Annotated in this window: 19 protein-coding genes and 1 pseudogene; 15 read left to right on the top strand and 5 right to left on the bottom strand. The window is 62.9% G+C overall.

Translation table 11 applies throughout. The features are described 5' to 3' along the window. Positions 1-40 precede the first annotated feature (40 nt). The 4 genes from CLU93_RS09700 (at position 41) to CLU93_RS09685 (ending at position 5,078) form a co-directional block, all read left to right on the top strand. Positions 41-2,137, top strand: a complete 2,097-nt coding sequence (locus tag CLU93_RS09700; protein ID WP_099760923.1) for a cytochrome c biogenesis protein ResB — start codon at positions 41-43, stop codon at positions 2,135-2,137. Positions 2,138-2,201: 64 nt separating this feature from the next. After that, positions 2,202-3,353, top strand: a complete 1,152-nt coding sequence (gene ccsB, locus CLU93_RS09695) for a c-type cytochrome biogenesis protein CcsB (protein ID WP_034753239.1) — start codon at positions 2,202-2,204, stop codon at positions 3,351-3,353. 84 nt (positions 3,354-3,437) lie between these two features. Then, on the top strand, positions 3,438-4,415 hold the full coding sequence (gene msrP / locus CLU93_RS09690; protein ID WP_099760922.1) for a protein-methionine-sulfoxide reductase catalytic subunit MsrP: 978 nt from the start codon (positions 3,438-3,440) through the stop codon (positions 4,413-4,415). 9 nt (positions 4,416-4,424) lie between these two features. Further along, the gene (locus CLU93_RS09685) at positions 4,425-5,078 is read left to right on the top strand and encodes a sulfite oxidase heme-binding subunit YedZ (RefSeq protein ID WP_099760921.1); all 654 of its coding nucleotides are present in this window, start codon (positions 4,425-4,427) and stop codon (positions 5,076-5,078) included. On the opposite strand, the gene lptM is transcribed toward CLU93_RS09685, so the two are convergent. Beyond that, complete coding sequence (gene lptM / locus CLU93_RS09680; protein ID WP_099760920.1) at positions 5,075-5,257, bottom strand: LPS translocon maturation chaperone LptM; 183 nt, start codon at positions 5,255-5,257, stop codon at positions 5,075-5,077. The two genes, CLU93_RS09685 and lptM, sit on opposite strands and share 4 nt — an antisense overlap. Before the next feature lie 40 nt (positions 5,258-5,297). Here lptM and cyaY point away from each other — a divergent pair, with 40 nt between their 5' ends. Continuing rightward, positions 5,298-5,627 (top strand): iron donor protein CyaY, encoded by a 330-nt coding sequence (gene cyaY / locus CLU93_RS09675; RefSeq protein WP_099760919.1) that lies wholly within the window; start codon positions 5,298-5,300, stop codon positions 5,625-5,627. Positions 5,628-5,803: 176 nt separating this feature from the next. Here cyaY and CLU93_RS09670 read toward each other — a convergent pair whose 3' ends face one another. Next, on the bottom strand, positions 5,804-8,149 hold the full coding sequence (locus CLU93_RS09670) for a penicillin-binding protein 1A (RefSeq protein WP_099760918.1): 2,346 nt from the start codon (positions 8,147-8,149) through the stop codon (positions 5,804-5,806). Positions 8,150-8,440: 291 nt separating this feature from the next. Between CLU93_RS09670 and pilM the strand changes: the two genes are divergently transcribed. From pilM to CLU93_RS09620, 10 genes and pseudogenes are all read left to right on the top strand, one after another. Continuing rightward, a complete protein-coding gene (gene pilM / locus CLU93_RS09665) occupies positions 8,441-9,082 on the top strand; it encodes a pilus assembly protein PilM (RefSeq protein ID WP_099760917.1) in 642 nt (213 codons plus the stop codon). After that, positions 9,079-9,639, top strand: a complete 561-nt coding sequence (locus CLU93_RS09660; RefSeq protein WP_099760916.1) for a PilN domain-containing protein — start codon at positions 9,079-9,081, stop codon at positions 9,637-9,639. Before pilM ends, CLU93_RS09660 begins: the two co-directional genes overlap by 4 nt. A gap of 15 nt (positions 9,640-9,654) precedes the next feature. After that, positions 9,655-10,683: a pilus assembly protein PilP gene (locus tag CLU93_RS09655; protein WP_099760915.1), complete on the top strand. Its 1,029-nt coding sequence runs from the start codon at positions 9,655-9,657 to the stop codon at positions 10,681-10,683. A gap of 98 nt (positions 10,684-10,781) precedes the next feature. Beyond that, a pseudogene (locus CLU93_RS09650) lies at positions 10,782-12,107 on the top strand (type IV pilus secretin PilQ); the annotation flags it as partial. A gap of 97 nt (positions 12,108-12,204) precedes the next feature. Continuing rightward, on the top strand, positions 12,205-14,400 hold the full coding sequence (locus tag CLU93_RS09645) for an Ig-like domain-containing protein (protein ID WP_257224920.1): 2,196 nt from the start codon (positions 12,205-12,207) through the stop codon (positions 14,398-14,400). Between the two features lie 39 nt (positions 14,401-14,439). Further along, a complete protein-coding gene (aroKB, locus tag CLU93_RS09640) occupies positions 14,440-16,059 on the top strand; it encodes a bifunctional shikimate kinase/3-dehydroquinate synthase AroKB (RefSeq protein ID WP_373629838.1) in 1,620 nt (539 codons plus the stop codon). A 1-nt stretch (position 16,060) separates the two neighbouring features. Further along, on the top strand, positions 16,061-17,197 hold the full coding sequence (locus CLU93_RS09635) for a deoxyguanosinetriphosphate triphosphohydrolase (RefSeq protein WP_099760911.1): 1,137 nt from the start codon (positions 16,061-16,063) through the stop codon (positions 17,195-17,197). 357 nt (positions 17,198-17,554) lie between these two features. Next, positions 17,555-18,265, top strand: coding sequence for a sulfate reduction electron transfer complex DsrMKJOP subunit DsrO (gene dsrO, locus CLU93_RS09630; protein ID WP_086139026.1), 711 nt, complete (start codon positions 17,555-17,557; stop codon positions 18,263-18,265). Positions 18,266-18,268: 3 nt separating this feature from the next. Further along, positions 18,269-19,381 (top strand): NrfD/PsrC family molybdoenzyme membrane anchor subunit, encoded by a 1,113-nt coding sequence (gene nrfD, locus CLU93_RS09625; RefSeq protein ID WP_099760910.1) that lies wholly within the window; start codon positions 18,269-18,271, stop codon positions 19,379-19,381. A gap of 10 nt (positions 19,382-19,391) precedes the next feature. Then, positions 19,392-22,613 carry a molybdopterin dinucleotide binding domain-containing protein gene (locus tag CLU93_RS09620; protein WP_099760909.1) on the top strand — a complete coding sequence of 1,074 codons (3,222 nt, stop codon included), beginning with the start codon at positions 19,392-19,394 and terminating at the stop codon, positions 22,611-22,613. On the opposite strand, the gene CLU93_RS09615 is transcribed toward CLU93_RS09620, so the two are convergent. From CLU93_RS09615 to mutY, 3 genes are read right to left on the bottom strand one after another with little or no spacing between them, the layout of a single operon-like run. Continuing rightward, positions 22,610-23,233, bottom strand: coding sequence for a response regulator transcription factor (locus tag CLU93_RS09615; protein WP_099760908.1), 624 nt, complete (start codon positions 23,231-23,233; stop codon positions 22,610-22,612). The two genes, CLU93_RS09620 and CLU93_RS09615, sit on opposite strands and share 4 nt — an antisense overlap. Continuing rightward, positions 23,230-25,038 (bottom strand): sensor histidine kinase, encoded by a 1,809-nt coding sequence (locus CLU93_RS09610; RefSeq protein WP_099760907.1) that lies wholly within the window; start codon positions 25,036-25,038, stop codon positions 23,230-23,232. Before CLU93_RS09610 ends, CLU93_RS09615 begins: the two co-directional genes overlap by 4 nt. Beyond that, on the bottom strand, positions 25,038-26,213 hold the full coding sequence (mutY, locus tag CLU93_RS09605; protein WP_257224919.1) for an A/G-specific adenine glycosylase: 1,176 nt from the start codon (positions 26,211-26,213) through the stop codon (positions 25,038-25,040). Before mutY ends, CLU93_RS09610 begins: the two co-directional genes overlap by 1 nt. Between the last annotated feature and the right edge of the window lie 11 nt (positions 26,214-26,224).

Here is a 26,224-nt window from a genome sequence, read left to right as displayed (position 1 = left end):
ATTTTCTTGAAGATTGCATATCCCGTATGAGTATCCACGTATGAGCACAGGCACGACCGGAATCGAGTTAAAGACCCAACGCCGCAGCCTGGCTGAATTCGTCGAGCTGGTCTCGTCGATGCGCTTTGCCATCAGCCTGCTGACCCTGATCGCCGTCGCGTCCATCATCGGCACCGTGCTCAAGCAGAACGAGCCCATGCCCAATTATGTGAACCAGTTCGGTCCGTTCTGGTTCGCCGTCTTCGACAAGCTGAGCCTGTATTCCGTGTATTCGGCCTGGTGGTTCCTGGTGATCATGGGTTTCCTCGTCGCCTCGACCTCGCTGTGCATCGTGCGCAATGCGCCGAAGATGCTCAAGGATATGCGCAGCTGGCGCGACAATGTGCGCGAGCAATCGTTGCGCAATTTTCATCACAAGATGGAATGGCAGGCGCCGCTGCCGCGCGCCGTGCTGGCGCAGCAGATGGTGATGCGCCTGAAAGACAGCGGCTATGCGGCCAAGGTGGTCGAGAAGGACAACGCCACCCTGGTGGCGGCCAAGCGCGGCGCGGCCAATAAATGGGGCTATATCTTTGCCCACGGCGCCATCGTCATCATCTGCGTGGGCGGCTTGCTCGACTCGGAAATGCCGATCCGCGTACAGCAATGGTTTTTTGGCAAGACGCCATTTTCCGGCAGCGGCGTGATTGCCGACATTCCCGCCCAGCACCGTTTGAGCCTGTCAAATCCTACTTTCCGTGGCAACACCATGATCCCGGAAGGCTCGTCGAGCAACACGGCCATCATTCCCCAGGCCGATGGCGTGCTGATCCAGGATCTGCCGATCACGATTTTGCTGAAAAAATTCCACATCGATTTCTACAGCACCGGCATGCCCAAGCTGTTTGCCAGCGATGTCGTCATCACCGACCATGTCACGGGTGAAAGTTTCCCGGCAACCATCAAAGTCAACCAGCCGCTGCTGTACAAGGGCCTGGCCCTGTACCAGTCCAGCTTTGAGGATGGCGGCAGCAAGCTCAAGTTGACGGGTTTTCCCATGACGGGCAAGACGACAAAACGCTTCGATATCGGCGGCGAAGTGGGCGGCAGCACGCCGCTCGAGCGCAGCGATGGCAATTCCTACACGGTGGAATGGTCGGGCTTCCGCCCCTTCAACGTGGAAAACCTCAGCGCCGGCCAGGATGTGCGCGCCGTCAGCAAGGCGGAAAGTTTCAACGATAAATTTGCCGTGGGCCTGGACAAGCGCCTCGGTTCGGCCGCGAAAAATGCGAACAACAAGGATCTCAAGAATGTGGGCCCCTCGGTGCAATACAAATTGCGCGACAAGACGGGCCAGGCGCGCGAGTACCAGAATTACATGCAGCCCGTCACCGTGGATGGCACGACGGTGTTTCTGGCCGGCATGCGCGTCAACCCCAGCGACCCGTTCAGCTATCTGCGCATTCCCGTCGATGACAATTACAGCGTGACGGAATGGATGCGTTTGCGTGCCGCGCTGCAAGATCCGGCGCTGCGCCAGCAGGCTGCCGCGCGCTATGCGGCGCGCGCCATGCCGCAGGCGAACGCGGAAGCCCTGCGCGGCCAGTTGCAGGAATCGGCGGCGAAAAGCCTGGGCATCTTTGCCGGCAATGGGCAAGAGGGTGGTTTCCTCGCCATTTCGCGTTTCCTGGAAAAAGTTCCTGCGGCCGAGCAAGAAAAAGCGGCCGATATCTTCATGAAAATTCTCAACGGCAGCCTGTGGGACTTGTGGCAGGCTGCGCGCGCCCAGGATGGCTTGAAAGCCATCGAGGCCGATGACAAGCACGGCCGCTTCCTGCAACTGGCCACGAATGCGCTGTCCGACAGCTTCTTCTATGGCGCGCCCGTGTATCTGCAGCTCGACGAGTTCACGGAGATCAAGGCGTCCGTGCTGCAGGTGACGCGTTCGCCGGGCAAGAGCGTGGTGTACCTCGGTTGCCTGTTCCTCGTGATCGGCGTGTTTTCCATGTTTTATATCCGCGAGCGCCGCCTGTGGGTGTGGATCAAGGATGGCGAAGGCGGCAGCGAAGCGCTGATGGCCATGAGCACGCAGCGCAAGACCTTGGATTTTGAAAAAGAATTTGAGACTTTGAAGGCAAAGCTGCCGCAATCGGCGTAAGCTGCGCTGAGTTGGATTGGTTGAGTTTCGGGACGCTTGCGCGTCGCCGGGAATGGAGAAAATGATGGAATTGGCAAACAAGCAAATATATACGCAGGAACCAGGATTTTTCAAGCGCCTGAGCCTGATCGATTGGCTGTATGGCGCCGGCTTGCTGGCCGCCTCCCTGTTCGGCCTGATGCGCTTTGGCGCCTTCATGGATATCTATGAAAAGGCTATCCTGCTGGCAGCGGCGCCCACGTTCGCGTGGCTGGGCTGGTACTGGAAGCCCGTGCGCTGGCTGATCCCCGTGGCGGCCGTGCTGTCGCTGTTCGCCATCGAGCTGTACGCGGGCCACCTTGAGATGGCGAACCAGAAATTCTTCCTCAAATACATCTTGTCGAGCCAGTCCGCCATTCTGTGGATGGGCACGCTTTTCGTGCTGTCGACCCTGTTCTACTGGATCGGCCTGGTGGCGCGCTCGGAATTCGGCTCGTCGGTCGGTTCCCTGCTGTGCTGGGCCGGCGTGGTGCTGGGCCTGACGGGCATGCTGGTGCGCTGGTACGAGTCTTACCTGATCGGCGCTGACGTGGGCCACATCCCCGTCTCGAACCTGTATGAAGTGTTCATCCTGTTTTCCTTGATCACGGCCATGTTCTACCTGTATTACGAGCAGCATTATGCGACGCGCCAGCTGGGCGCCTTCGTCATGCTGGTCATTTCGGCAGCCGTGGTGTTCCTGATGTGGTACACGGTCACGCGCGACGCGGCCGAAATCCAGCCGCTGGTGCCGGCCCTGCAAAGCTGGTGGATGAAGATCCACGTGCCGGCCAACTTCATCGGCTACGGCACGTTCGCCCTGTCGGCCATGGTGGCGGCGGCGTATCTGCTCAAATCGAGCGGCTACCTGGTCGACCGCCTGCCGTCGCTGGAAGTGCTCGACGACGTCATGTACAAGGCCATTTCCGTGGGCTTTGCTTTCTTCACGGTAGCGACCATCCTGGGCGCCCTGTGGGCGGCCGAAGCGTGGGGCGGCTACTGGTCGTGGGATCCGAAAGAAACGTGGGCGCTGATCGTCTGGCTCAACTATGCAGCCTGGCTGCACATGCGATTGATGACGGGCTTGCGCGGCCGCGTCGCGTCGTGGTGGGCGCTGGTGGGCTTGCTGGTGACGACGTTTGCCTTCCTGGGCGTGAATATGTTCCTCTCCGGCCTGCATTCTTACGGCAAACTGTAATTGATTTTTGCATGACAGAAGCGTCATGAACGGCCCGGAAAAACTGGTGTAAGGTATATCCAATCACCTTTTTCCGGAGCCGCCATGTTGATCAAGCGCAGTCCCAACGGCATTGAGTTGCCGTTTTCTTCCGAAATCACGCCGCGCGCCGTGTTTGAATCGCGCCGCAGCTTCATCAAGCAAGTGGCCCTGGGCTCCGTGTCCAGCGCAGCCCTGCTGGAAATGGCCAGCCGCGAAGCGTTCGCGCAAGGCACCAATCCCAAGCTGGCTGGCAAGCTCAATCCCGCCTATTCGGCGCTGGAAAAGCAGACGGCCTATAAAGACGCCACCAGCTACAACAATTTCTACGAATTCGGTACGGACAAGAGCGACCCTGCGCAAAACGCGGGCACCTTGCGCACGCGGCCGTGGACGGTCAGCATCGAAGGCGAGGTCAAGAAACCGATGACCCTCGATCTCGATGCGCTGTTAAAACTGGCGCCGCTGGAAGAGCGCGTCTACCGGCTGCGCTGCGTGGAAGGCTGGTCGATGGTCATCCCGTGGGTCGGCTATTCCTTCTCGGAAATCATCAAGAAGGTCGAGCCGACGGGCAATGCCAAGTACGTGGAATTCATCACCCTGGCCGACAAGAAGCAGATGCCGGGCGTGGGTAGCCGCGTGCTGCAGTGGCCGTATACGGAAGGCTTGCGCATCGATGAAGCGAACCATCCGCTGGCACTGCTGACCCTGGGCATGTATGGCGAAACCTTGCCGAACCAGAATGGCGCACCCGTGCGCATGGTCTTGCCGTGGAAATATGGTTTCAAATCCGCCAAATCCATCGTCAAGATCCGTTTCGTCAAGGAACAGCCGCGCACGTCGTGGAACCTGTCGGCGCCGTCCGAATACGGTTTTTACTCGAATGTGAACCCGAACGTCGATCATCCGCGCTGGTCGCAAGCTTCCGAGCGGCGCATCGGCGAAGACGGCTTTCTCACGCGCAAGCGCAAGACCCTGATGTTCAATGGCTACAACGATGTCGCTTCCTTGTACGCGGGCATGGATCTGAAGAAGTTCTTTTAAGGAAAGATCATGGCCCTCAACCCCACGCCGAGACAATTGTCGCTGTTCAAAAGCCTGATCTTTTTGCTGGCGCTGCTGCCGTTTGCCCGCATGGTCTGGCTGACGTACACGGGGCAACTGGTGGAGCCGCTGGAATTCATCACGCGCGGCACGGGCGACTGGACCCTGTATTTTATCTGCATCAGCCTGGCAGTGACGCCCTTGCGCCGGTTCACGCAATGGAATTGGCTGATCAAGCTGCGCCGCATGCTGGGCCTGTTCGCGTTTTTCTACGCGGCGCTGCACTTCACCACGTTTTTATGGTTCGATCACTTTTTTGATGTGCAGGAAATGTGGAAGGATGTGCTCAAGCGGCCCTTCATCACGGTGGGTTTCATCGCCTTCGTCTTGCTCATTCCGTTGGCCGTGACGAGCACGAATGGCATGGTCAAGCGCCTCGGTGGCAAGCGCTGGCAGTGGCTGCACCGGCTGATCTACATCATCGCGCCGCTGGGCATCCTGCATTTCTGGTGGATGAAGGCGGGCAAGCATAATTTCGCGCAACCGATCCTGTTCGGCTGTATCGTCGTGCTACTGCTGCTAATACGCGTGATTTTCGCCTGGAACAAGCGCGTCAAAAGTAGCAGGGCGGCGCAGGCAGCCACCCCGGTGCGCTCCGTTTAGGTGACTGGCACGATGACCGGTGGCGGCGGCACGGGGGCCGGTTCGACGGGGCCCTTGGCTGGCGCGCCTTTGGCCGCTGGCGGCTTGGGCAAGTACAGGGCGCCGGGCTGGCCGCAGCCGGCCAGGATGCTGGAAACCACAATGGCGGTGCCGATATAAAACGCTGAGGATGACTTCACGATTAGAATCACGGTTTGATTAAGATCTTTGGAGTGTAGCATGAGCGAATCGGAATTCCTGGCCTTGGCCGAAGCCACCCTGACCCAGATCGCCACGGCGCTGGACCGGCTGAACGATGAAGACGTGCTCGACGTCGAATGCAGCCGCAGCGGCAATGTGCTGGAAATCGAATTCATCGACAACGGCACGAAAATCATCGTCAATAGCCAGGCCCCCATGCGCGAAATGTGGGTGGCCGCCCGTTCCGGCGGTTTTCATTACAAGCGCGTGGGCGATGAATGGCTCAACACGCGCGACGGCTCGGAACTGTTTGCCGCCTTGTCCGGCATGGCCAGCGAGCAGGCGGGCGCGACGGTGGTCCTGAAATAAGCTTTTCGCCGCGGCAATAAAAAAGGGCAGCCCGCATGGGTTGCCCTTTTTTATGGCTGAAACGTAGGTCGGATTAGCGCGCAAGCGCGTAATCCGACAACATTGTTAGCGCCGAGGTGGTGTCGGATTACGCGGCTTCGCCGCTAATCCGACCTACCCGATCCACGAAATTGCTGTCAGAACAACTCGTTCTTCACAGCTTCCTTGGCTTTTTCTTCCTCCGGCGTGCCGCGCGCCGCGCCTTCCAGGCTGCCTACGCCCGTGCCCGGCGGATTTTCCGCATAGTAATACTCGTCGCCCACGCGGATCAGGCCTTCCGGCACGGCGCGTTCCTCGACGGGAATGCTTTTCAATGCCTTCGCCATGTAGCTGATCCAAATCGGCAAGGCCAGGCCGCCGCCCGTTTCCCGGTTGCCCAGGTTGCGCGGCTGGTCGTAGCCGATCCAGGCGATGCCCACCAGCTTGGCCTGGTAGCCGGCGAACCAGGCATCGATGGAATCGTTGGTGGTGCCCGTCTTGCCGGCCAGGTCAGGGCGCTTCAAGGCCATGGCCTTGTTCGCCGTGCCGAAGCGCACGACATCGTTGAGCATGCTGTTCATCATGAAGGCATTGCGCTCGTCGATGACTCTGTTGGCTTCCTCGCCCGCCAGGTCCGGCTTGGCTTGCGACAGGATATTGCCATCGCTATCGGTCACCTTGGCGATCAGGTAGGGGTTGATCTTGTAGCCGCCGTTGGCGAACACGGCGTAGGCGCCCGCCATCTGCAGCGGTGTCACGTTACCGGCGCCCAGGGCCAGGGTCAGGTACGGCGGGTTCTTGTCCGCATCAAAGCCGAAGCGCGTCGCGTATTCCTGGCCATACTTGGCGCCGATCTTGTGCAGGATGCGGATGGAAATCATGTTTTTCGATTTCATCAAGCCCTTGCGCATGGTCATCGGACCATCGTATTTGCTGTCGTAGTTCTTCGGTTCCCACGCCTGACCGCCCGTCTGGCCCGCGTCGAACGAGATCGGCGCATCGTTGATGATGGTCGCTGGCGACAGGCCCCGTTCCAGCGAAGCGGAATAGATGAAGGGCTTGAAGGCCGAACCGGGCTGGCGCCATGCCTGCGTGACGTGGTTGAACTTGTTGCGGTTGTAATCGAAGCCGCCCACCATGGCGCGGATGGCGCCGTCCGTGGTGCTGGCCGAGACGAACGCCGATTGCACTTCCGGCATCTGCGTCAAGACCCAGGCGTTGTTTTCCTGCATGACGCGGATCACGGCGCCGCGCTTGATGCGGCGGTTCGGCGCCGCTTTTTCCGACAGCCAGGCCGCGCCGAAGGTCAGGCCGGGGCCGGTAATGGTGATTTCTTCGCCGGCCGACGTGACTGCCTGCAACGATTTGGGCGATGCCTGCAGCACCATGGCGGCGATGATGTCGTCGCTGTCCGGGTGGTCGGCCAGCTCCGTCTCGATGGCGTCGTCCGCTTCGGCTTTGGTTTTCGGAATCTCGATGTAGGCTTCCGGGCCGCGGTAGCCGTGGCGTTTCTCGTAATCCATCACGCCCTTGCGCAAGGCGATGTAGGCGGCGTCCTGGTCGGCCTTGGTGATGGTGGTGTAGACGTTCAGACCGCGCGTGTACGTGTCTTCCTTGAATTGCTCGTAGACCAGCTGGCGCGCCATTTCCGACACGTATTCCGCGTGCACGCCGAAGGCGTTGCTGTCGGTCTTCACTTTCAGCTCTTCATTTTTCGCTTCTTCGAACTGCGCCGGGGTGATGTAGCCCAGCTGCGCCATGCGCTGCAGAATGTATTGCTGGCGCATGCGCGCGCGTTTCGGATTGACGACGGGGTTGTAGGCCGACGGCGCTTTCGGCAAGCCGGCCAGCATGGCCGCTTCGGCCACGGTGAGATCCTGGATATTCTTGCCGAAATAGATTTGCGCGGCCGAGGCGAAGCCGTAGGCGCGCTGTCCCAGATAAATCTGGTTCATATACACTTCGAGGATCTGGTCCTTGCTGAGGTTTTTCTCGATCTTCCATGCCAGCAAGACTTCATACGCCTTGCGTTTCAAGGTCTGTTCGCTGGACAGGAAGAAATTGCGCGCCACCTGTTGCGTGATGGTCGAGGCGCCTTGCTTGGCGCCGCCCGTCAGGTTGTGCAGGGCCGCGCGCGTGATGCCCAGATAGTCGACGCCGCCATGTTCATAGAAGCGGTCATCTTCGATGGCCAGCACGGCTTTCTTCATGACATCGGGAATATCCTTGATGTGCACCATGTTGCGTCGCTCTTCGCCAAATTCGCCGATCAGCACACTGTCGGACGTGAACACGCGCAGCGGCATCTTTGGCTTGTAATCGGTCAAGGTATCGAGCGCCGGCAGGTTCGGATAGGCCATGGCCAGGCCAAAGACCACCAGCAAGACGCCGACGATGCCCAGGCCCAGCAGCGATACCAGGGCCATCATCAGGAAACGTTTGGGTTTGCTGCCCTTGGTGGGCGGCTTCGAGCCAGCGGAGCCAGCGGAGTTTGAAGATGTCATGCGTCGTATGTCTTTCGGTTAATTATGCCGGCCAATTATAAGCGAGCTTGCCGGGGTGGCAGCGCGCTGTGGCGCTTGCCGGGGGAGTGTTGAAACTTGTCGATACTCTATATAAGCGTGTATTGGCCCGCTGGCAACCAGGATTTGGTAACAATTATTCTGCGCCAGATCACGGCCGGGCCAGATAGACGCCGCGCGCCGCAGACACCAGCGTGAAATCCGTTTACAAGCCAGCGCTGCCAGGACTAGGCTTGCCGATGGCAGCAACCCCTTCCACGCTGACGTTTCTCTATGAAAAACATATCCATCCGCAGTGTTCTTGGCATCGGCTTGCTGGGCGTCGACATGGCGGACGATGGCGTGCGCGTGGTCGAGTTGAGGCGCCGGCGGGGGAAACTGTCATGCCGGCATTGCGGCAGCGCCGCGCTGCCGGCAGGCGTGATGCTGGAAGGTCATGTCGAAGATCCGCAGGGCCTGGCCAGCGCCGTGCGCCTGGCATGCCGCAACAGTGGCAGCGGCTGCACCCGCGTGGCGCTGGCCATGCCGGCCACGGCCTTGATCACGCATGCGATCCGCCTGCCCGCCGGCTTGCCGGAGGAACAGCTGGAAATCCTGGTGGAGCTGGAGGCGGCCCAATACATGCCGTTTGCACTGGAAGACGCCAGCCTGGATTTTTTCATTCTTGGCCCCGCGCCGCCGCTTGCGGGCCAGACGGGCACGGAGATCGAGGTGCTGCTGGTGGCGGCGCGGCGCGCCAGCGTGCAGCGCCGCCTCGATGCGGCCATGGCGGCTGGCTTGACGCCCATCGTCATGGATAGCGAGGCGCTGGCCCTGCAGGCGGCACTCGCGCAGGGTGGCTGGCAAGCCTTGCCGGACGGCGGCCTCAGTTATCAGCTGGCCTGGGGCCTGGCCATGCACCGGTACGCGCGATGACGGCCGTGGCACAAGTGCCAGGCATCAACCTGTTGCCGCATCGGCAGGCGGCACGGCGCCGGCGCAGTCAGCTGCTGCTGTGGCAACTGGCCGGTGGGGCGATGCTGGGATTGCTGTTGGCCCTGGCGGCAGGCGCCTGGCTGCAACACCAGCGCGACGCGCAACTGCGTCGCCAGGAGGGCTGGCGCCATGCCATGCAGCAGGTGAATGCCGTCCTCGTCTCCGGCAAGCGGGTGCAGGGCGAGATGGCGGCGCTGCTGCTGCGCCAGCAGGCCATTGCCAAATTACAAGCGCAACGCCATGCCTGGGTGCGCATGCTGGATGTGCTGGCCCAGGCGATGCCGGCCGGCGTGGCCTTGCACAGTGTGCACCAGGAAACGGCGCTGGTGCGTCTGCAAGGGCATGCCGTCGCGCAGGAGAAGGTCGCGGCACTGCTGCTGGCGCTGGAGCAGGCCGCGCCTTGGTCCCGCCCGGAAGTGATTGAAGTGCGCGGCGCGTCAGAGGGCGCCGTGGAATGGACGATACGGCTGGCGTTGGCACCCGCTGGGCAATCTTAGTCGTGGAGGTTGATCATGCTGAGCTTGAAGACCGCTTCGCTGTGGCCGCTACCCGCGCGCCTCGCATGCGCCACCCTGGCCGGTACGCTGGTGGCTGCGCTGCTGCACGCCATCTGGCTGGAGGGACTGATGGCCGCCGTGCAGGTGGCGCAAGGCGAGGAGGGCCGCTTGCGCGCCGGGTATCTGGCGGCGCAGGCCAGGGCGAGCCAGTTGCCGCAGTGGCGTGCGCAGCGGCGCCAGGCTGGCGCCGAGCTGGCCCAGCTGGAACAGCAATTGCCCGACCAGCAGGCGATGGCGGTGCTATTGACGGACATTAACGCCGCAGGCCAGTCGCGGGGCCTGCAATTTTCGCTGTTCAAGCCGGGCGCGGCCCGGCCGCAAACGCCGTATGTCGCCTTGCCGATCGCCATCCAGTTGCGCGGCGGCTATCACGCCATGGGCGCGTTGCTGGGGGACCTGGCGCGCCTGCCGCGCATCGTTACGGTGCATGAGCTGGCCTTGACCCTGGGCAAGGATCGCTTGCTGACCCTCGATGCCGTGCTGCAGGCGTATCGCTTGCCCGACGCGGTGGAGCGGGCGGCGCAAGCGGCTTTGACGCCCCAGGCGGCCGCACCCGCTGCGGCATGGCGCCCGCTCGCCGCTGTCGCGCCGCAGCCGTACGCCGCCGCCGCCCTGGCCGACCCTTTTGGCGCCTTGCCGGCGGCAATCGCGCCGGCTCAGCATGGCAGCGTGGCCGGACCCGACCCGGGCCGTGTGCGCGAGCCGCTGGAAAGCGTCGCCTTGCCGGCCATCAGCATGGTGGGCAGTGTGCAACAGGAAGGGCGCCTGAGCGCGCTGCTGCTGGCGGGCCAGCGCGTGTACCGGGTGGCGGTGGGCCAGTATCTGGGGCCAGACCACGGCCGGGTCACGCAGATCAGCGAACAGGCGCTGCAGTACAAAGAGTTGCTGCCGGAAGCGGGCGGCGGGTGGCGCGAGCGGCATGGCAGCCTGTCCCTGCAAAAGCCGGGTGACGCCAGGGCCAGTGCGCCGGAGGCCACGCCATGAAGCCGTCTGTGTGGATGTGTTTCATGTGTTGGCTATTGCTGCCTGGCGCCGCCCTGGCCGGGGACGAGGCCGTGGTGCAGGTGACGGCGCCGCGCCTGTATGCGGGCGAGAAAATCTCCGTCGATTTCCAGAACGTGGGCGTGCGCGCGGCCCTGCACATCCTGGCCGACGCATCGGGGCAAAACATCATCGCCAGCGACAGCGTGACGGGCAACCTGACGCTGCGCCTGCGCAACTTGCCGTGGGACCAGGCGCTCGACGTGCTGCTGCAGGCGAAGGGGCTGGACATGCGGCGCAATGGCAACGTCCTGTGGATCGCGCCGCGCGAGGAAATGCTGGCGCGCGAAAAACTGGAGCTCGAAGCGCGCGCCCAGATCGCGGAACTGGAACCCTTGCAATCAAGCATCTTCCAGCTCAACTACCAGAAGGCGGAAGCGTTCCGCAGCGTGTTCGGCCTCGATGCGGGGGAAGGGCGCAGCCGGCTGCTGTCGCGCCGTGGCAGCGTGCTGATCGAGCCGCGCACGAATCAGTTGTTCGTCACCGACGTGCCGGCGCGCCTGGAGCAGATCCGTCAGCTGATCGCCAAGACAGATATTGCCACGCGGCAAGTGATGATCGAGGCGCGCATCGTCGAGGCGAATGACAGTTTCAGCCGCAACCTGGGCGCGCGCCTGGGTTTTACGGACCAGCGCCTGGCAGCGGGCCAGTTGCCCGGTTTTTCCCTGGGCGGCAGCGGGCGCCGCGCGGCCATCGGCGGCACGTATCAGGGCGTGGGCGAGGCGACGGGGCAAACGGTGGCAGGCAGCGGCGCCTTCGTGCCGAACACGCAATTCGTCAACTTGCCTGCCGCCAGCATCAATGGCTTGCAACCGGCCAGCTTCGCCCTGAGCCTGTTTTCGGCGGCCGCCAACCGCTTCTTGAACCTGGAATTGTCCGCATTGGAAGCCGATGGCAGGGGCAAGATCATTTCCAGCCCGCGCGTGGTGACGGCCGACAAGGTGCTGGCGCTGATCGAGCAGGGCATCGAATTGCCGTACCAGGTGGCCACCAGCAGCGGTGCCACCTCGATCACGTTCCGCAAGGCGAACCTGCGCCTGGAGGTCACGCCGCAGATCACCCCGGACGGCAACGTGGTGCTGGAAGTGGACGTCAACAAGGATAGCGTGGGCCAGGAAACGCGTTCCGGCTTCGCCATCGACACCAAGCACGTGCGTACGCAAGTGATGGTGGAAGACGGCGGCACGGTGGTGCTGGGGGGCATTTATCAGCAGTCCGAACGGGGTACGGACAGCAAGGTGCCGCTGCTGGGCGACATCCCCGTGCTCGGTGTTTTTTTCCGCAGCACGGGCCGCAGTCAAGAAAAAACGGAACTGATGGTGTTTATTACGCCGAAAATAGTGGCAGATCGGCCAGCAACACGTTAATGTCACATCTTTACGTTTAAGTAACAATGCAAACGAAAGCGGACTGATGGCGACTATGCGGAATTTTTCTTTAGGCAATACTTCTTGGAGTAGGGCATTGAATTGGCTGGCTTTGCTGGTCTTGAGCACTGTGCTGGCCGCCTGTGGCGGCGGTGGCGGTGATCCGACCCTGGGCGTCAAGGATGGCGCGAATGCCGGCGTTGGCAGTGTGGTACTGGTGGCTGGCGCCACGACGATCGTTGCATCGGGGGCGGACGGCACGGAAGTCGTGCTGACGGCCGTGGTGAAAAATCCCGGCAATAATGCCATGACAGGCCAGACGGTGACCTTCACCGCCAGTTCCGGCGTCATCAGCAATACCAACCGCGTGACGGATGCCAATGGCACGGTGACGGAAAAACTCAGCGTGAAAGGCGATGCGAGCTTGCGCGACATCACCATCAAGGCCAGCAGCGGTGGCGTTGAATCGGCTCCCGTGGTGGTGAAAGTGGTGCCCGTCACCTCCGGCATTGCCAGCTTGTTGCTGACGTCTTCCGGCGGCACGCTTGCTTCGTCCGGTGGTACCGCTGTCAATGTCATCGCTTTTGTGAAGGATGCCAACAATGCCGTCGTGCCCAATGCCAGCGTGACGTTCAGCGCCGATTCGGGCGCGCTGGGCGCGACCAAGGTCAATACCAATGCGCAGGGACAGGCACAGGTCAGCCTGAATACGGGTGGCGATGCCAGTTTGCGCACGATCAAGGTCACGGCCAGCGCAGGCGCGCAAACGGCCCGCACGGACATCGGCGTCAGCGGCACCCGGCTGGTCATCAGTGCCTTTTCGACGGTGAACCTGAAGACGAGCACTGACATGGTGGTCAAGCTGGTCGATTCCAGCGGCAATCCCCTGGTGGGCAAGCCGGTGACATTCAGCGCCCGCAGCAATGCCATCACGGTCAAGGGCGGCGGCGCCAGTCCCGCATTGACTGACAACAACGGCCAGTTGGTGTTGAGCTACAACGCCCAGACGGGCAGCAGCGACAGCATCAGCGTCAAGGCGCAGGGTGACAGCGTCGTGTTGCCAATTGCAATTAATGCATCGAACTTCACGATCAATGCCGTATCGGGCAGCAATGTTGCGTTAGCGACCCTGAACACGAATACCTGTTATGCGGTGACGGTGCATAGCGATGTGGCTGGTGTGCCACAAACGGGCAATGTGCGTTTCAGCACGTCGCGCGGCGCCATGTACCAGGACGCCGCCTGCGGTACGCCATTGCAGGCACCGCTGGCGCTGGTGGGCGGCAATGCCATTGCCTACGTGAAGGCCAGCGGCGCCGGCTTGACCGCCCTCACGGCGAAGTACGAAGACAGCGGCGTCTCGGTGCAGTCGGAAGTGGAGTTCGTTGCGCCATTGACGGTCCAGGCCACGATCAGCCTGCAAGCCGACCCGGCGGTCATCGGCGCCAATACGGCCGGCAGCACGGCGCAGCGCAGCGCCTTGCGTGCCATCGTGCGCGATGGCACGGCGGAAAACAATCTGGTCAAGAATGCACAGGTGAGCTTCTCGATCCAGGCCGATGCCAGCAATGGTTCCCTGAGTTCGCCTTCGCTGGTTACCACCGACAGCGATGGCGTGGCCACTGTCAGCTATATTGCGGGGCAGGCTACCACTGGTGTCGACGGCGTCGTTGTCAAGGCGCAACTGCAGGGCGTGTCGAGCAATGCAGCCACGGTCAAGCTGACGGTGACGAAAAAATCGCTGTTCATCAGCGCCGGCAGCGGTAACGCGCTCGACGCCTCCGACAGCAGCACCTACCGCAAGACGTATAGTGTGTTTGTGACGGATGCCGCCGGTAATCCCGTGCCGGACGTGATCATCACGGCCGCTGCCTGGCCCCGCTATTATTACAAGGGTTATTTGCAATATTCCCTGGTTGCCCAGTCGTGGATAGTCGTGAGGACCGCGAACGCCTGTGACAATGAAGACCGGGACCGCAGCGGCACCTTCAATCCGAATAACGACTTCAACCTCAATGGCCGTCTCGACCCGGGCATTCCGCTCAATCTGTCGACCGGCGGCAAGACCGACAGCTCGGGAACGGCGATCGTCACCCTGACTTATCCACGCGACAGAGCCAACTGGCTGGACGTCGAATTGACGATTCGTGGCAATAGTTCCGGGACGGAGGCAACTTATGTCGGTTACACTTTGCTTCCGGGGCTGGCTACGGACTTTAACCGCGTGGATGTTTCACCTCCAGGCGTCATTAGTCCGTATGGGCAAGCCACTGATTGTCGTAATCCAAATTAACTGTCGCAGCACATGCAAAATCTGTTTTTAGTAGGCCTCATGGGCGCAGGCAAAACCACCATCGGGCGCATCCTGGCCCGCAAGCTGGGCTTGCGCTTTGTCGATTCCGACCACGAAATCGAGGCACGCACGGGAGCGACCATCCCGTGGATCTTTGAAATCGAGGGCGAGGCCAGCTTTCGCCGGCGCGAGGCCGAGGTCATTCGCGACTTGAGCGCCCAGGAAGGCATCGTCATGGCCACCGGCGGCGGGGCCATCCTCAATGCCGACAGCCGCGCCTACCTGAAGGAACGGGGCACGGTCGTGTATCTGCGCGCCAGCGTCAGCAACATCCTGGCGCGCACCAGCCATGACAAGAATCGTCCGCTGCTGCAGACGGCCGACCCGCGCCGCAAGCTGGAAGAATTGACGTCGCAGCGCGAGCCCCACTACATGGAAGTGGCTGACATTGTCATCGATACGGGCCGTCCTAACGTACAATCGATGGTTCAGACCATCCTGATGCAGCTGGCCAGCCTCGAATGCGAGGCTTCGCCCAACTGCGTCATTCATGCAGAGCCTTCGATGAACGAGCAATCCAAAATGTTGTTGAGCGTAGATCTCGACGAACGCAGTTATCCGATCGCCATCGGTCCCGGCCTGCTGGCCGACGCCGATGCGCTGCTGCGCCATATCAGCGGCCACAAGGTGGCCATCGTCACCAATACCACCGTCGCGCCGCTGTACCTGGGCCGCCTGCAGGCAGCGCTGGCCAGCGATGGCCGCGAAGTGATCTGCATCGTCCTGCCGGACGGCGAAGAATATAAAAACTGGGCCAGCCTGATGCAGATCTTCGACGCGCTGCTGGCCAATAAATGCGACCGCAAGACTACCCTGGTGGCGCTGGGCGGCGGCGTGATCGGCGACCTGACCGGCTATGCGGCGGCCAGTTACATGCGCGGCATCGGCTTCGTGCAGGTGCCTACCACCTTGCTGGCGCAGGTCGATTCCTCCGTCGGCGGCAAGACGGGCATCAACCACCCGCTGGGCAAGAACATGATCGGCGCGTTTTATCAGCCGCGCGCCGTGATCGCCGACACCTCGACCCTGGAAACCCTGCCGGCGCGCGAGCTGTCGGCCGGCCTGGCCGAAGTGATCAAGCATGGCGCCATCATCGATGCCGCCTTCTTCGACTGGATCGAGGCGAACATGGCCAAGCTGATGGCGCGCGACAAGGGCGCTTTGGCATATGCGATTGCCCGCTCGTGCGAAATCAAGGCCGACGTGGTACGCCAGGACGAGCGCGAAGGCGGCTTGCGCGCCATCCTGAACTTCGGCCACACCTTCGGCCACGCCATTGAAGCTGGCCTGGGCTACGGCCACTGGCTGCACGGCGAAGCCGTCGGCTGCGGCATGGTGATGGCGGCCGACCTGTCCTGCCGCATGGGGTATATCGACCAGGCGGCCGTGGAGCGCTTGCGCAAACTCGTCGCCGCCGCCGGCTTGCCCGTCAAGGCGCCGGACCTCGGTGTCGCGCGCTGGCTGGAACTGATGGAAGTGGACAAGAAGAACGAGGGCGGCGCCATCAAGTTCATCCTGTTGAAACCGCTGGGCAGCCCGTGCATCACGTCGGCACCGCATGAACTGGTGCTGGCCACGCTGGCCGCCGGAGTGCAATAAAATGCTGCCCGAAGACTTCCTGGCCCCCTATGCAGCCCATTCGGCACAGGGGCAGGGACGTCGCTTTGCCGAGGCGGCGCACGCCTCGCGCAGCCAGTTCCAGCGCGACCGCGACCGCATCATCCATTCCTCGGCCTTCCGCCGCCTCGAATACAAGACGCAGGTTTTCCTCAATCACGAGGGAGACCTGTTCCGCACGCGCCTGACGCACAGCCTGGAAGTGGCGCAGGTGGGCCGCTCCATCGCGCGCAACCTGCGCCTGAATGAAGATCTGGTCGAAGCCATCGCGCTCGCGCATGACCTGGGCCACACGCCATTCGGCCACGTGGGCCAGGACGTGCTCAATGAATGCATGCAGGCGCACGGCGGCTTCGAGCACAACTTGCAAAGCCTGCGCGTGGTCGACACGCTGGAAGAGCACTACGGCGCCTTCGATGGCTTGAACCTGATGTTCGAGACGCGCGAAGGCATATTGAAACACTGTTCGCTGGCGCATGCGCGCGAACTGGGCCCTGTGGCCCAGCGCTTCATCGACCGCACGCAACCGACGCTGGAAGCGCAGCTGACCAATCTGGCCGATGAAATCGCCTACAACAGCCACGATATCGACGACGGCCTGCGTTCGGGCCTGATCACCATCGCCCAGCTGGAAGAGGTGGAATTCTTTGGCCGCCTGTGGCGCGAGGTGCAGCAGGCGTTTCCAGGCCTGTCGGGCCGGCGCGCCATCTACGAAACCCTGCGCCGATTGATCACGGCCCTGGCCGACGATTTGATCGTCACCTCGAATGCCTTGATTCTTGATGCGGCGCCGCGCGATGTGAACGAAGTACGCGCCAGTGCTCCGCTGATCCGTTTTTCGGATGCCATGCGTCGTGACGCGACGGACCTGAAACGCTTTTTAAGAGCGAACCTGTACCGCCACTACCAGGTCAACCGCATGCGGGTCAAGGCGAGCCGCATCGTGCGCGAACTGTACGACAGCTTCATGGCCGAACCGGCCCTGCTGCCGCCCGACTATCAGGTCAATGGCGATGATGTGACCAAGCAGGCGCGCAAGATCGCCGACTATATCGCCGGCATGACGGATCGCTACGCGATCCGCGAACACCGCCGACTGTATTCGCTCGACGAGCTGTAACGGTCACTGCGTGGACTGACATGCCCGCGCGACGCTTCATGTCGGGTTACGCCGTGCCGGCTAACCCGACCTACCAATGCAAGCGGTCATGGGGAATCTGACGTAGGTCGGATTAGCGCAGCGTAATCCGACATGTCTGCGCGATACCACGACACTTCATGCCAACAAGGTTGTCGGATTACGCGCTGGCGCGCCTCGGCGGCCCCGCTAATCCGACCTACTCCGCATTGTCGATCCTGTCAATCGGCATGATCATCTAGGACCCCACCCGATCACCCCAATATCCGTACGGCAACTTCTTTTCTATCATGGCAGCAAGTCAACAAGGGCTTGCCGCCCATAGTCAAGGAGAGTGTCATGATTGAATCGCGCCGCAGTTTTTTGCGCGCCTTGCCAGCCGTTACCATCGGCGCGGCCATCGCGCCGCTGCCCGGCAAGGCCGCCACCAGGGGCGAAGGCGGCCAGCGCTGGGCGATGGTGGTCGATGTGCAGAAGTGCATCGGCTGCCAGGCGTGCACGGTCTCCTGCATCATGGAAAACGCCGTACCGGAAAACAGCTTCCGCACCGTCGTCTCGACCTATGAAGTGAAGGAAGAGAACCGCTGCGGCACCTACATGCTGCCGCGCCTGTGCAACCACTGCGCCAATCCCCCCTGCATTCCCGTCTGTCCCGTGGGCGCCACCTTCCAGCGCAAGGATGGCGTTGTCGTCGTTGATGGCGATCGCTGCGTGGGCTGCGCCTACTGCGTGCAAGCCTGTCCGTACGACGCGCGCTTCATCAACCACGAAACGGGCAAGGCCGACAAATGCACATTCTGCGCGCACCGCGTCGATGAAGGTCTGCTGCCGGCCTGCGTGGAAACCTGCGTCGGCGGCGCGCGCATCTTCGGCGACCTGAATGACCCTGAAAGCATGGTGCACCAACTGCTCACCGAGAACAAGGTGAAGGTGCTCAAGCCCGAACAGGGTACCCAGCCCCACGTGTTCTACCTGGGATTGGACACGCGCTTCGCCGGCCACGTCGAGGGTGAAGCGACACTTTGGCAACCGAGCAAACACGGGAAATAAACCATGGACAGCCACATCACCGAAATTGTCAACGTCACGCGCGAAGCGGCATGGCTGCCGTGGGCAGTGCAGTATTTTTTCCTCATCGGCCTCAGTTATGGCAGCTTCATGCTGACCTTGCCGTACTTCGTCTTCGGCCGCAAGGCGTATGAACGCCTGGGGCGCATCGCGCTGCTGGCGTCCCTCGTCTGCGGCATGACGGCGCCCGTGGCGCTGCTGGCCGACCTGCACGGGCCGGGCCGCTTCTATCACTTCTATATTTACTTCCAGCCGCAGTCGTGGATGTCGTGGGGCTCGTTCTTCATTCCCCTGTATCTGGGCTGCCTGATGCTGTACGCATGGCTGGCGCTGCGCGTGGACTTCGCCACGCGGGGGCAGGGCCAGGACCGTCTGGCCTTCCTGTATCGCCTGGCCGGGCGCGGTGGCGCCGCATCGCGCAAGGCCATCGTCACCGCCGCCGCCTTCACCTTGCTCGCCGCGTTTGTCGTGGGCCTGTACACGGGCATGGAAGTGATGGTGGTGCGCGCCCGTCCCCTGTGGTTCACGCCTTTCCTGCCGGCGCAATTTGCCGCCACGGCCTTTGTCGGCGCCGTGGGCTTGGCGTTGCTGTTCAACCGCTTCCTGCCGGGCCGCGAGCAGGCGCTGGAAGTGTCCTTGAACCGCGCGCTGGCCCTGTCGCTGGCGCTGGTGCTGGCGCTGGGCGGCGGCTGGCTGTTCGTCAGTCTCTCCGGCGTGAGCGCCAGCCACAGCATGGCATTTACCCAGGTGGCGGGCATGCCGCAATGGCAGTTCACGGCTGTCTGGGCCGTGCTGTCGTCCATCGTGCCGATGGCGCTGGCCATCTGGCGCCCGGCCACGAGTGGTCTGGTGAACGGCCTGATCGCGCTGCATAGCGCCTGGATGATGCGCTGGACGATTTTCATCGGCGGCCAGACGATACCGAAAACGGGCGCGGGCCTGTACGACTATCACCTGCCGATGGGGAACGACGGCTTGCTGGGGATCATCGGCACGGCCGGCCTGTGGATCGCGCTGTTGTTGCTGATGCTGGAATTTTTGCCATGGGCCGGACGCGTCGTCGCTGCACGCAGCCGTCCCGCCATGGCCACGTACTGAGGAGTCAAAAATGAACGAACACACAAACAACGACGACCGCAACGACGTCCCTGAAAATGAAAATGAAAAGCGCCGCAAGCTGCTGCGCTACGGCGCCATCGGCGGCGGCCTGGCCGCCTTTGCCGCCAGCTTTTCCACCACGGCCGGCCGCATGGTCGACCACGCGCTGGGCAAGGACAAACCCGTACAGCGCTTGCACGGCAATTCCCTGCCGCCCGAGTTTTCCGTCGACACGGCCACGGGGAAATTGACCGTCAACCCGGAGCAGCAGGTCAGCTACACCATGTGCATGGGCTGCACCACGTTTTGCGGCGTGCGCGTGCGCCTGGATAAAAAAAGCGGCAAGGTGCTGCGCGTGGCGGGCAATCCCTACAGCCCCATGTCGGCCGACCCGGCGCTGCCATATCAAACTTCGATACGCGACAGTTTTGTGTCGCTCTCGCGCTTCCAGGAAAAGGGCTTGAAAGGGCGCTCGACCGCTTGCGGCCGCGGCAATGGCGTGCTGGAACAGATGGAGTCGCCGTTCCGCGTGCTGGCGCCCATGAAGCGCGTGGGACCGCGCGGCGGCGGCCAGTGGGAGCCGATCGCCTTCGATCAGCTGGTGAAGGAAGTGACGGAAGGCGGCGACTTGTTTGGCGAAGGCCACGTGCAGGGCTTGCGCGCCTTGCGCGAGCTGGAAAAACCGATCGATCCGGCGCAGCCGGAACTGGGGCCGCAAGTCAATCAGGTGGGCCTGATGTGCAGCACGGACGACGGCCGCCTGGCGTTCGGCACGCGCTTTTTCAAGCAGTCGTACGGCAGCTTGAACCTGGTCAACCATGGTTCGTATTGCGGCGGCGCGTATCGCAGCGGCTCGGGCGCCATGTTCGGCGACATGAAGAAAATGCCGCATGCGAAAGTGGACCTGGAAAATACGGAATTTTGCATTTTCGTGGGCACGGCGCCGGGCAATGCGGGCAATCCGTTCAAGCGCCAGGGCACCCTGATCGCAAAAGCCCGCTCGGGCAAACGCGATTTCAGCTACGTCGTCGTCGACCCGGTGCTGACGAATGCCGACAGCCTGGCAGCGGGCGACCGCAGCCGCTGGGTACCGATCAAGCCGGGCACGGATGGCGCGCTGGCCATGGCCATGATCCGCTGGATCATCGAGCAGGAACGCTATGACCGCAACTTCCTCGCGCAGCCGAACCTGAAGGTGGCGGAAGCGGCGGGCGAAGCCGCCTGGTGCAACGCCACGCACCTGATCATCAACGAGAAAGGCCATCCGCGCGACGGCCGCTACCTGCGCGCATCGGACATCGGCGCGGTGGAGCTGGCGGAAGAAGAGCGCTACAAGGATGGCGACGCCTTCTGCGTGATCGACGCCGCCACGCAAGCGATCGTGCCGCACAACGCGGCCAAGGGCGAGGGTCGCTTGTTCTTCGACGGTCCGCTGGAGGTGGCGGGCGCGCCGCTGCACCTGAAGACGGCCATGACGATGTTGAACGAAGAAGCGCAGCGCCACAGCATGGATGAATACGCAGCTGCCTGCGGCATCGGGCGCGACATCATCGAAGGCCTGGCGCAGGAACTCACCAGCCATGGCAAGCGCGCCGCCGTCAATGCGCACGGCGGCATGATGTCGGGCGCGGGTTTTTATAACGCGTATGCGCTGGTCATGCTCAATACCCTGATCGGCAACTTGAACCGCAAGGGCGGCACCCTGGTCAATGGCGGCAGCTTCAAGGATGCGGGGCCTGGGCCGCGTTATAACCTCGAGAGTTTCGACGGCGAGATCAAGGCGACGGGCATGCCGATCGGGCGCAATGTGCCCTATGAAAAAACCTCGGAATTCAAGCTGAAGAAGGAAGCGGGCAAGGCGTATCCGGCCAGGGCGCCGTGGTATCCGAACGCGCCCGCGCTGGCGACCGAGTGGCTCACCAGCGCCATGAATGGCTACCCGTACACCTTGAAGGCGCTGATCCTGTGGAGCTGCAATCCTGTCTACGGCATCACGGGCTTGCGCGCGCAGATCGGCAAGGAGCTGGCCGATCCGAAGAAGATTCCCCTGATCGTCGCCATCGACCCCTTCATCAATGAAAGCTCGGCATTTGCCGACTACCTGCTGCCCGATACCTTGCTGTATGAAAGCTGGGGCTGGGCCGGCGCCTGGGGCGGCATGCCCGTCAAAATGAGCACGGCGCGCTGGCCCGTGGTCGAACCGCGCGTGCAGAAAACGCCGGATGGCCAGACCATCTGCATGGAATCGTTCTTCATCGCGCTGGCCAAAACGATGGCCTTGCCGGGCTTCGGCCCGGAGGCCTTGCAGGACATGGATGGCCAGCGCTTCCCCTTGCTGCGCGCGGAAGACTGGTATCTGCGCGGCGGCGCCAACATCGCCTGGCAGGGCAAGACGGCCGTGCCGGAAGCCAGCGACGACGACATCGCGCTGTCCGGCGTGGCGCGCATCCGCCCCGAACTGGAGCGCACCCTGAAGCCGGAAGAGTGGCGCAAGGTGGCCTTCATGCTGGCACGCGGAGGACGCTACCAGAGCTATGGCGAGATGTTCGGCCTGCGCCTGCCGCCGCCCGTGAATGCCAAGGCGCCGGCAGCTCCCGTGCCGGTGGCGGATGAGACGCCGTATCCGCAGGACTGGTCCACGCACCGTTATCTGAAACCGATGATGCTGTACAACGAGGGCCTGGGCGTGAGCAAGAACAGCTTGAGCGGCAAACGCTTCCCCGGTACGCCCGCCTGGAGAGTGGCGGCGTTTGCCGACGGCACGCCCGTGCGCAAGGCCTACCCGGCCAGCGAGTGGCCATTCGAGTTGATCAGTTTTAAATCGGCGCTGCAGAACTCCTACAGCATCGGCGCGCGGCGCTTGCGCGGCATCCATCCGGACAACCCGGTTGCCGTGCATCCCGACGATGCGGCGCGTTTGAAACTGGAAAATGGCGATGAAATATATCTGGAAACGCCGGGCGGCAGGGCCAGGGCCACGGTGATGCTGCGCCATGGGGTGCAGCGCGGCGTGATCGCCATTGAACATGGCTTTGGCCACAAGGAGCATGGCGCGCGGGCCCACCGCATCGGCAAGTCGCGTCAGCCCGACGAGCCGGCCATCGGCGCGGGCATCAACCTGAACGATCTGGGATTGACGGACCCGAGCCGCGGCGACAAGAACGTGTTTGTCGATCCCGTGTCGGGCACGTCGGTGCGGCAGGGACTGCCGGCGCGCATCGTGCGGGCTTAAATCTCCCCACTGGCCATCAGCAGCCGGGCTACCTCGGCTGCTGAGTGCAGGCCCAGTTTTTCCATCGTGTTATGGCGGTGTACCTGCACCGTCTTGTCGCTGATGCCCAGCTCGCGGGCGATGACTTTCGAGGCTTTGCCTTCGGCCATCAGCAGCGCCACTTCGCGCTCGCGCGCAGTGAGCCTGGCCAGCGCCGATTGCGCCGTATTCGCGCTGGCGGCGTTGCGGCTTTCCTCCACGCTGCGGGCCACGGCGCGCGAGACGGCGTCCAGCAGCACCTGGTCCTTGCACGGCTTTTCCAGAAAATCACAGGCGCCGGCCTTCATCGTCTGCACGGCCATGGCCAGGTCGCCATGGCCACTGAGGAAAATCACGGGCAGAGATATGGCGTGCCCGCTTTTATTCTTCAACTCCTGTTGCAGTTCCAGTCCGCTCATCAAAGGCATGCGCACGTCGAGCAGCAAGCAACCGGGCGCATGGCCATCATAGCGTTGCAGGAAGTCGCGCGCCGATTCAAACGTCGCCACTTGCCAGCCGGCCGAATCGAACAGATAGGCCAGCGAGCGGCGCATGGCGGCGTCGTCGTCGACGACAAAGATGATCGCATCGCTTTCATTCATGGTGTTTCCTTTTCCTTGTGCGCCTTTATACCGGTATCTTCGGGCAGGCGGAACCAGACCGTCAAGCCTGGCGCATCGGCGTTGGCGTGCGCCGACAGGCTGCCGCCGAACGATTCGATGATGCTTTTGCTGAGCGACATGCCCAGGCCCAGGCCTTCGGCCTTGGTGGTAAAAAAGGGTTCGAACAGGCGCGCCATCTGCGCCGCCTGCAGGCCGCAACCGGCGTCGCGCACGGCCACCGTGCAGGCGCCGTTTTCGCGGTGCAGCAGCACGCCGATGGGGTGCCCCGGATTGTCGTTTTCCAGCTGCGCATCGAGCGCGTTCTTGAGCAAATTGAGCAGTACCTGCTGCACTTGCTGCGGATCGGCCAGCACGCGCGGTGCAGCGCTGACCTCCTCGTGACGCCAGCTAATATTGGCTTGCGGATGGGCCGCGCGGAACAGCGATACCGATTGCTCCACGGCGTCGGCCAGGGCGAAGGGCGTGCTGTGCGCGGGACGTTTTTGCGCCATTGCGCGGATGTGCCGGATGATGGCGCCCGCGCGTTCGCTTTGCGTGGCGATTTCCTGCGCGCCGTCGAGCAGTGGCGCCGCGTCGAGCCGGCCCGCCGTGATGCGGCGCGCCATGCCGCGCGCGAAATTGCCGATGGCCGCCAGCGGCTGGTTCAATTCGTGCGCAATGGCGCTGGCCATCTCGCCCAGGATGGCCAGGCGCGCCGTGTGGTCGAGCGTGGCCTGGCGCTGGCGCGCCTGTTCTTCCAGCGCGCGCTGCTGGTGCTGGGCGGCGCGCAATTGCTCCGTGCGCCGGCTGACCAGGTATTCCACGCGCACCGTATGCACGGCCCAGGCCACCAGCAAGGCCAGCACCAGCAGCATCCAGCCCCAGTAGCGGCGCAGGGCCGTCTCGAACGTCAGCTTGTCCAGATAGGCGTAGGGGCCGATGCGCAGCTCGCGGAACAGTTCATCGACGATCTGGTAATCGCTGGGCACGGTCCAGCTGTAACCTTCATCGGTACGCGGCATGGCCAGCAGGGCCTGCGCCACTTTTTTCGCCAGCGCTGGCGGCGTCTGGCGCAGGGCCACGAAGGGCCAGTCCGGATACAGCCGCGACGAGCTGGCGCAGCGAAAACCGGGAATCGGGCGCGTGGTGATCACGCGCAGTTCATCGGCGCGCACTTCGCCGCGCGCCACCATCTGTTCCAGCAGGCAGGTGCGCACGATGCCGGCATCCATGCGTCCCGCCCGCACGGCGTCGACGATCTGCTGCGAGGGGAAACCGCTGTAGCGCAGGCTGGCAAAATCATGCGTGGGATCGATGCCCGCTTCGCGCAGTTCGCGTGCGGCGATCTGGTAGCCGCCAAACGCATCGGGTGCTACCGCCATCACGTTCTTGCCCGCCAGGTCGGCCAGGTCATGCAGCGGCGACGCGCTGCGCACGATGATGGCCGAGCCGATGGCCTGGCGCGGCGAGTCCGTCCATGGCGATTCGAGCGTGGCGATGCGGCTGGCGCCATCGCTGTGTTCCAGCGCCACGTAATGGCCGCTGCTGGTGATGGCGAAGGCGATCGCTTGCGACTGCACGGCACGCGTCAAGCCCGCCTGGTCGTAGTCGGCCAATGTAAAACGGATACCGGGGATGCTCGCCTGCAGGTGGCGCGTCACGTACGACCAGTCCTGCTGCACGGCGTCGGCGCCCTTGTAGGCGAGCACGCCTATTCTCACCTCTGGTAGCTCCGGCAGCGCGTCAGCCGCTTGCGCGCCGTGCAAACACAGCGCCGTCAGCGCGAACAGTAAAAAACGTCGCACTAGAACATGCTGCGCTGCGCCGCGCGCGCATCGCCGAACAGTTCCAGCAGCAGTTTCTTGATCGGTGCGGGCAGCGGTGCGTCGGCGATTTTCGTGCCGTCGTACCAGACGTGGGTGGCTTCCCCTGCCAGCGCCAGGCGCCGCGCCAGGGTGATGCGGCAGGGGACGATGTGCAGTTTGTAGTGGGTGAAGACGTGCACGATGGGCAGCAAGCGCTCCTGCGTCTCGATGGCGCCGAACGGCGCCACGGCGCGTGCCAGTACCTGCTGGTCTATCTCTCGCGGCGAGTCTGCATCGGCCAGCATGTGGCCATCGAGTTCGGGCAGCGACAGCAAGCCGCCCCAGATGCCCGAGCCGGGGCGCTGCTCCAGCAGCACCTGGCCGTTGTCGATGATGACTAGCATGACGGCGTGCTTTTCCGGGCTGGTTTTCTTCGGTTTACGCACCGGCAAATCCTTGGTGCGGCCGGTGGCGTAGGCCACGCAGCGCGGTTGCAGCGGGCAGCGGCCGCAATCGGGGCTGCTGCGCGTGCACAGGGTGGCGCCGAAGTCCATCAAGCCCTGCGTGTAGGCTTCGATACCCGATTCAGGCAGCAGCGCTTCGGCGCGGCGCCACATGGCTTCCTCCACCCGTTTCTCGCCGGGATAGGCGTCGATGCCGAAGGTGCGCGCAAACACGCGCTTGACGTTGCCGTCCATGATGGCCGCGCGCGTGCCGCTGGAAAACGCGGAAATGGCGGCCGCCGTAGAGCGGCCGATGCCGGGCAACTCGGCCAGCAGGGCCGGGTCGCTGGGAAAGACGCCATCGTATTCGGCCACCACGCGCTGCGCGCATTTGTGCAGGTTGCGCGCCCGCGTGTAGTAGCCAAGGCCGCTCCATTGCGCCATCACGTCTTCCACCGGTGCTGCGGCCAAATCGCGCAGGGTGGGGAAGCGTTCGAGGAAGCGTGCATAGTAGCCGAGTACTGCGGTGACCTGCGTTTGCTGCAGCATGATTTCGGACAGCCAGATCAGGTAGGCGTCGCGCGTGTTTTGCCACGGCAGCGCATGGCGGCCATGCTGCTTTTGCCAGGCGATGATGGTGGCGGAAAAAGTCGGGTCGATATAATTTTCAGGCGCGTTTTCAAATTGAGTTGTGCCCTTGGCGGGCGAGGGCGGATGCAGCAGACGTTTCATGCAAGATTCCA

It is taken from the genome of Janthinobacterium sp. 35, from assembly GCF_002754575.1.
In the GTDB taxonomy this organism is placed as follows: domain Bacteria; phylum Pseudomonadota; class Gammaproteobacteria; order Burkholderiales; family Burkholderiaceae_D; genus Janthinobacterium; species Janthinobacterium tructae.
This window is presented reverse-complemented; position numbering and strand designations above follow the sequence as displayed.

Bases quoted from the DNA above. Each gene is read 5' to 3' on its own strand.
- CLU93_RS09700 (WP_099760923.1), top strand. From the start codon at position 41: ATGAGCACAGGCACGACCGGAATCGAGTTAAAGACCCAACGCCGCAGC.
- ccsB (WP_034753239.1), top strand. From the start codon at position 2,202: ATGGAATTGGCAAACAAGCAAATATATACGCAGGAACCAGGATTTTTC.
- msrP (WP_099760922.1), top strand. From the start codon at position 3,438: ATGTTGATCAAGCGCAGTCCCAACGGCATTGAGTTGCCGTTTTCTTCC.
- CLU93_RS09685 (WP_099760921.1), top strand. From the start codon at position 4,425: ATGGCCCTCAACCCCACGCCGAGACAATTGTCGCTGTTCAAAAGCCTG.
- cyaY (WP_099760919.1), top strand. From the start codon at position 5,298: ATGAGCGAATCGGAATTCCTGGCCTTGGCCGAAGCCACCCTGACCCAG.
- CLU93_RS09670 (WP_099760918.1), bottom strand. From the start codon at position 8,149: ATGACATCTTCAAACTCCGCTGGCTCCGCTGGCTCGAAGCCGCCCACC.
- pilM (WP_099760917.1), top strand. From the start codon at position 8,441: ATGAAAAACATATCCATCCGCAGTGTTCTTGGCATCGGCTTGCTGGGC.
- CLU93_RS09660 (WP_099760916.1), top strand. From the start codon at position 9,079: ATGACGGCCGTGGCACAAGTGCCAGGCATCAACCTGTTGCCGCATCGG.
- CLU93_RS09655 (WP_099760915.1), top strand. From the start codon at position 9,655: ATGCTGAGCTTGAAGACCGCTTCGCTGTGGCCGCTACCCGCGCGCCTC.
- aroKB (WP_373629838.1), top strand. From the start codon at position 14,440: ATGGGCGCAGGCAAAACCACCATCGGGCGCATCCTGGCCCGCAAGCTG.
- CLU93_RS09635 (WP_099760911.1), top strand. From the start codon at position 16,061: ATGCTGCCCGAAGACTTCCTGGCCCCCTATGCAGCCCATTCGGCACAG.
- dsrO (WP_086139026.1), top strand. From the start codon at position 17,555: ATGATTGAATCGCGCCGCAGTTTTTTGCGCGCCTTGCCAGCCGTTACC.
- nrfD (WP_099760910.1), top strand. From the start codon at position 18,269: ATGGACAGCCACATCACCGAAATTGTCAACGTCACGCGCGAAGCGGCA.
- CLU93_RS09620 (WP_099760909.1), top strand. From the start codon at position 19,392: ATGAACGAACACACAAACAACGACGACCGCAACGACGTCCCTGAAAAT.
- CLU93_RS09615 (WP_099760908.1), bottom strand. From the start codon at position 23,233: ATGAATGAAAGCGATGCGATCATCTTTGTCGTCGACGACGACGCCGCC.
- mutY (WP_257224919.1), bottom strand. From the start codon at position 26,213: ATGAAACGTCTGCTGCATCCGCCCTCGCCCGCCAAGGGCACAACTCAA.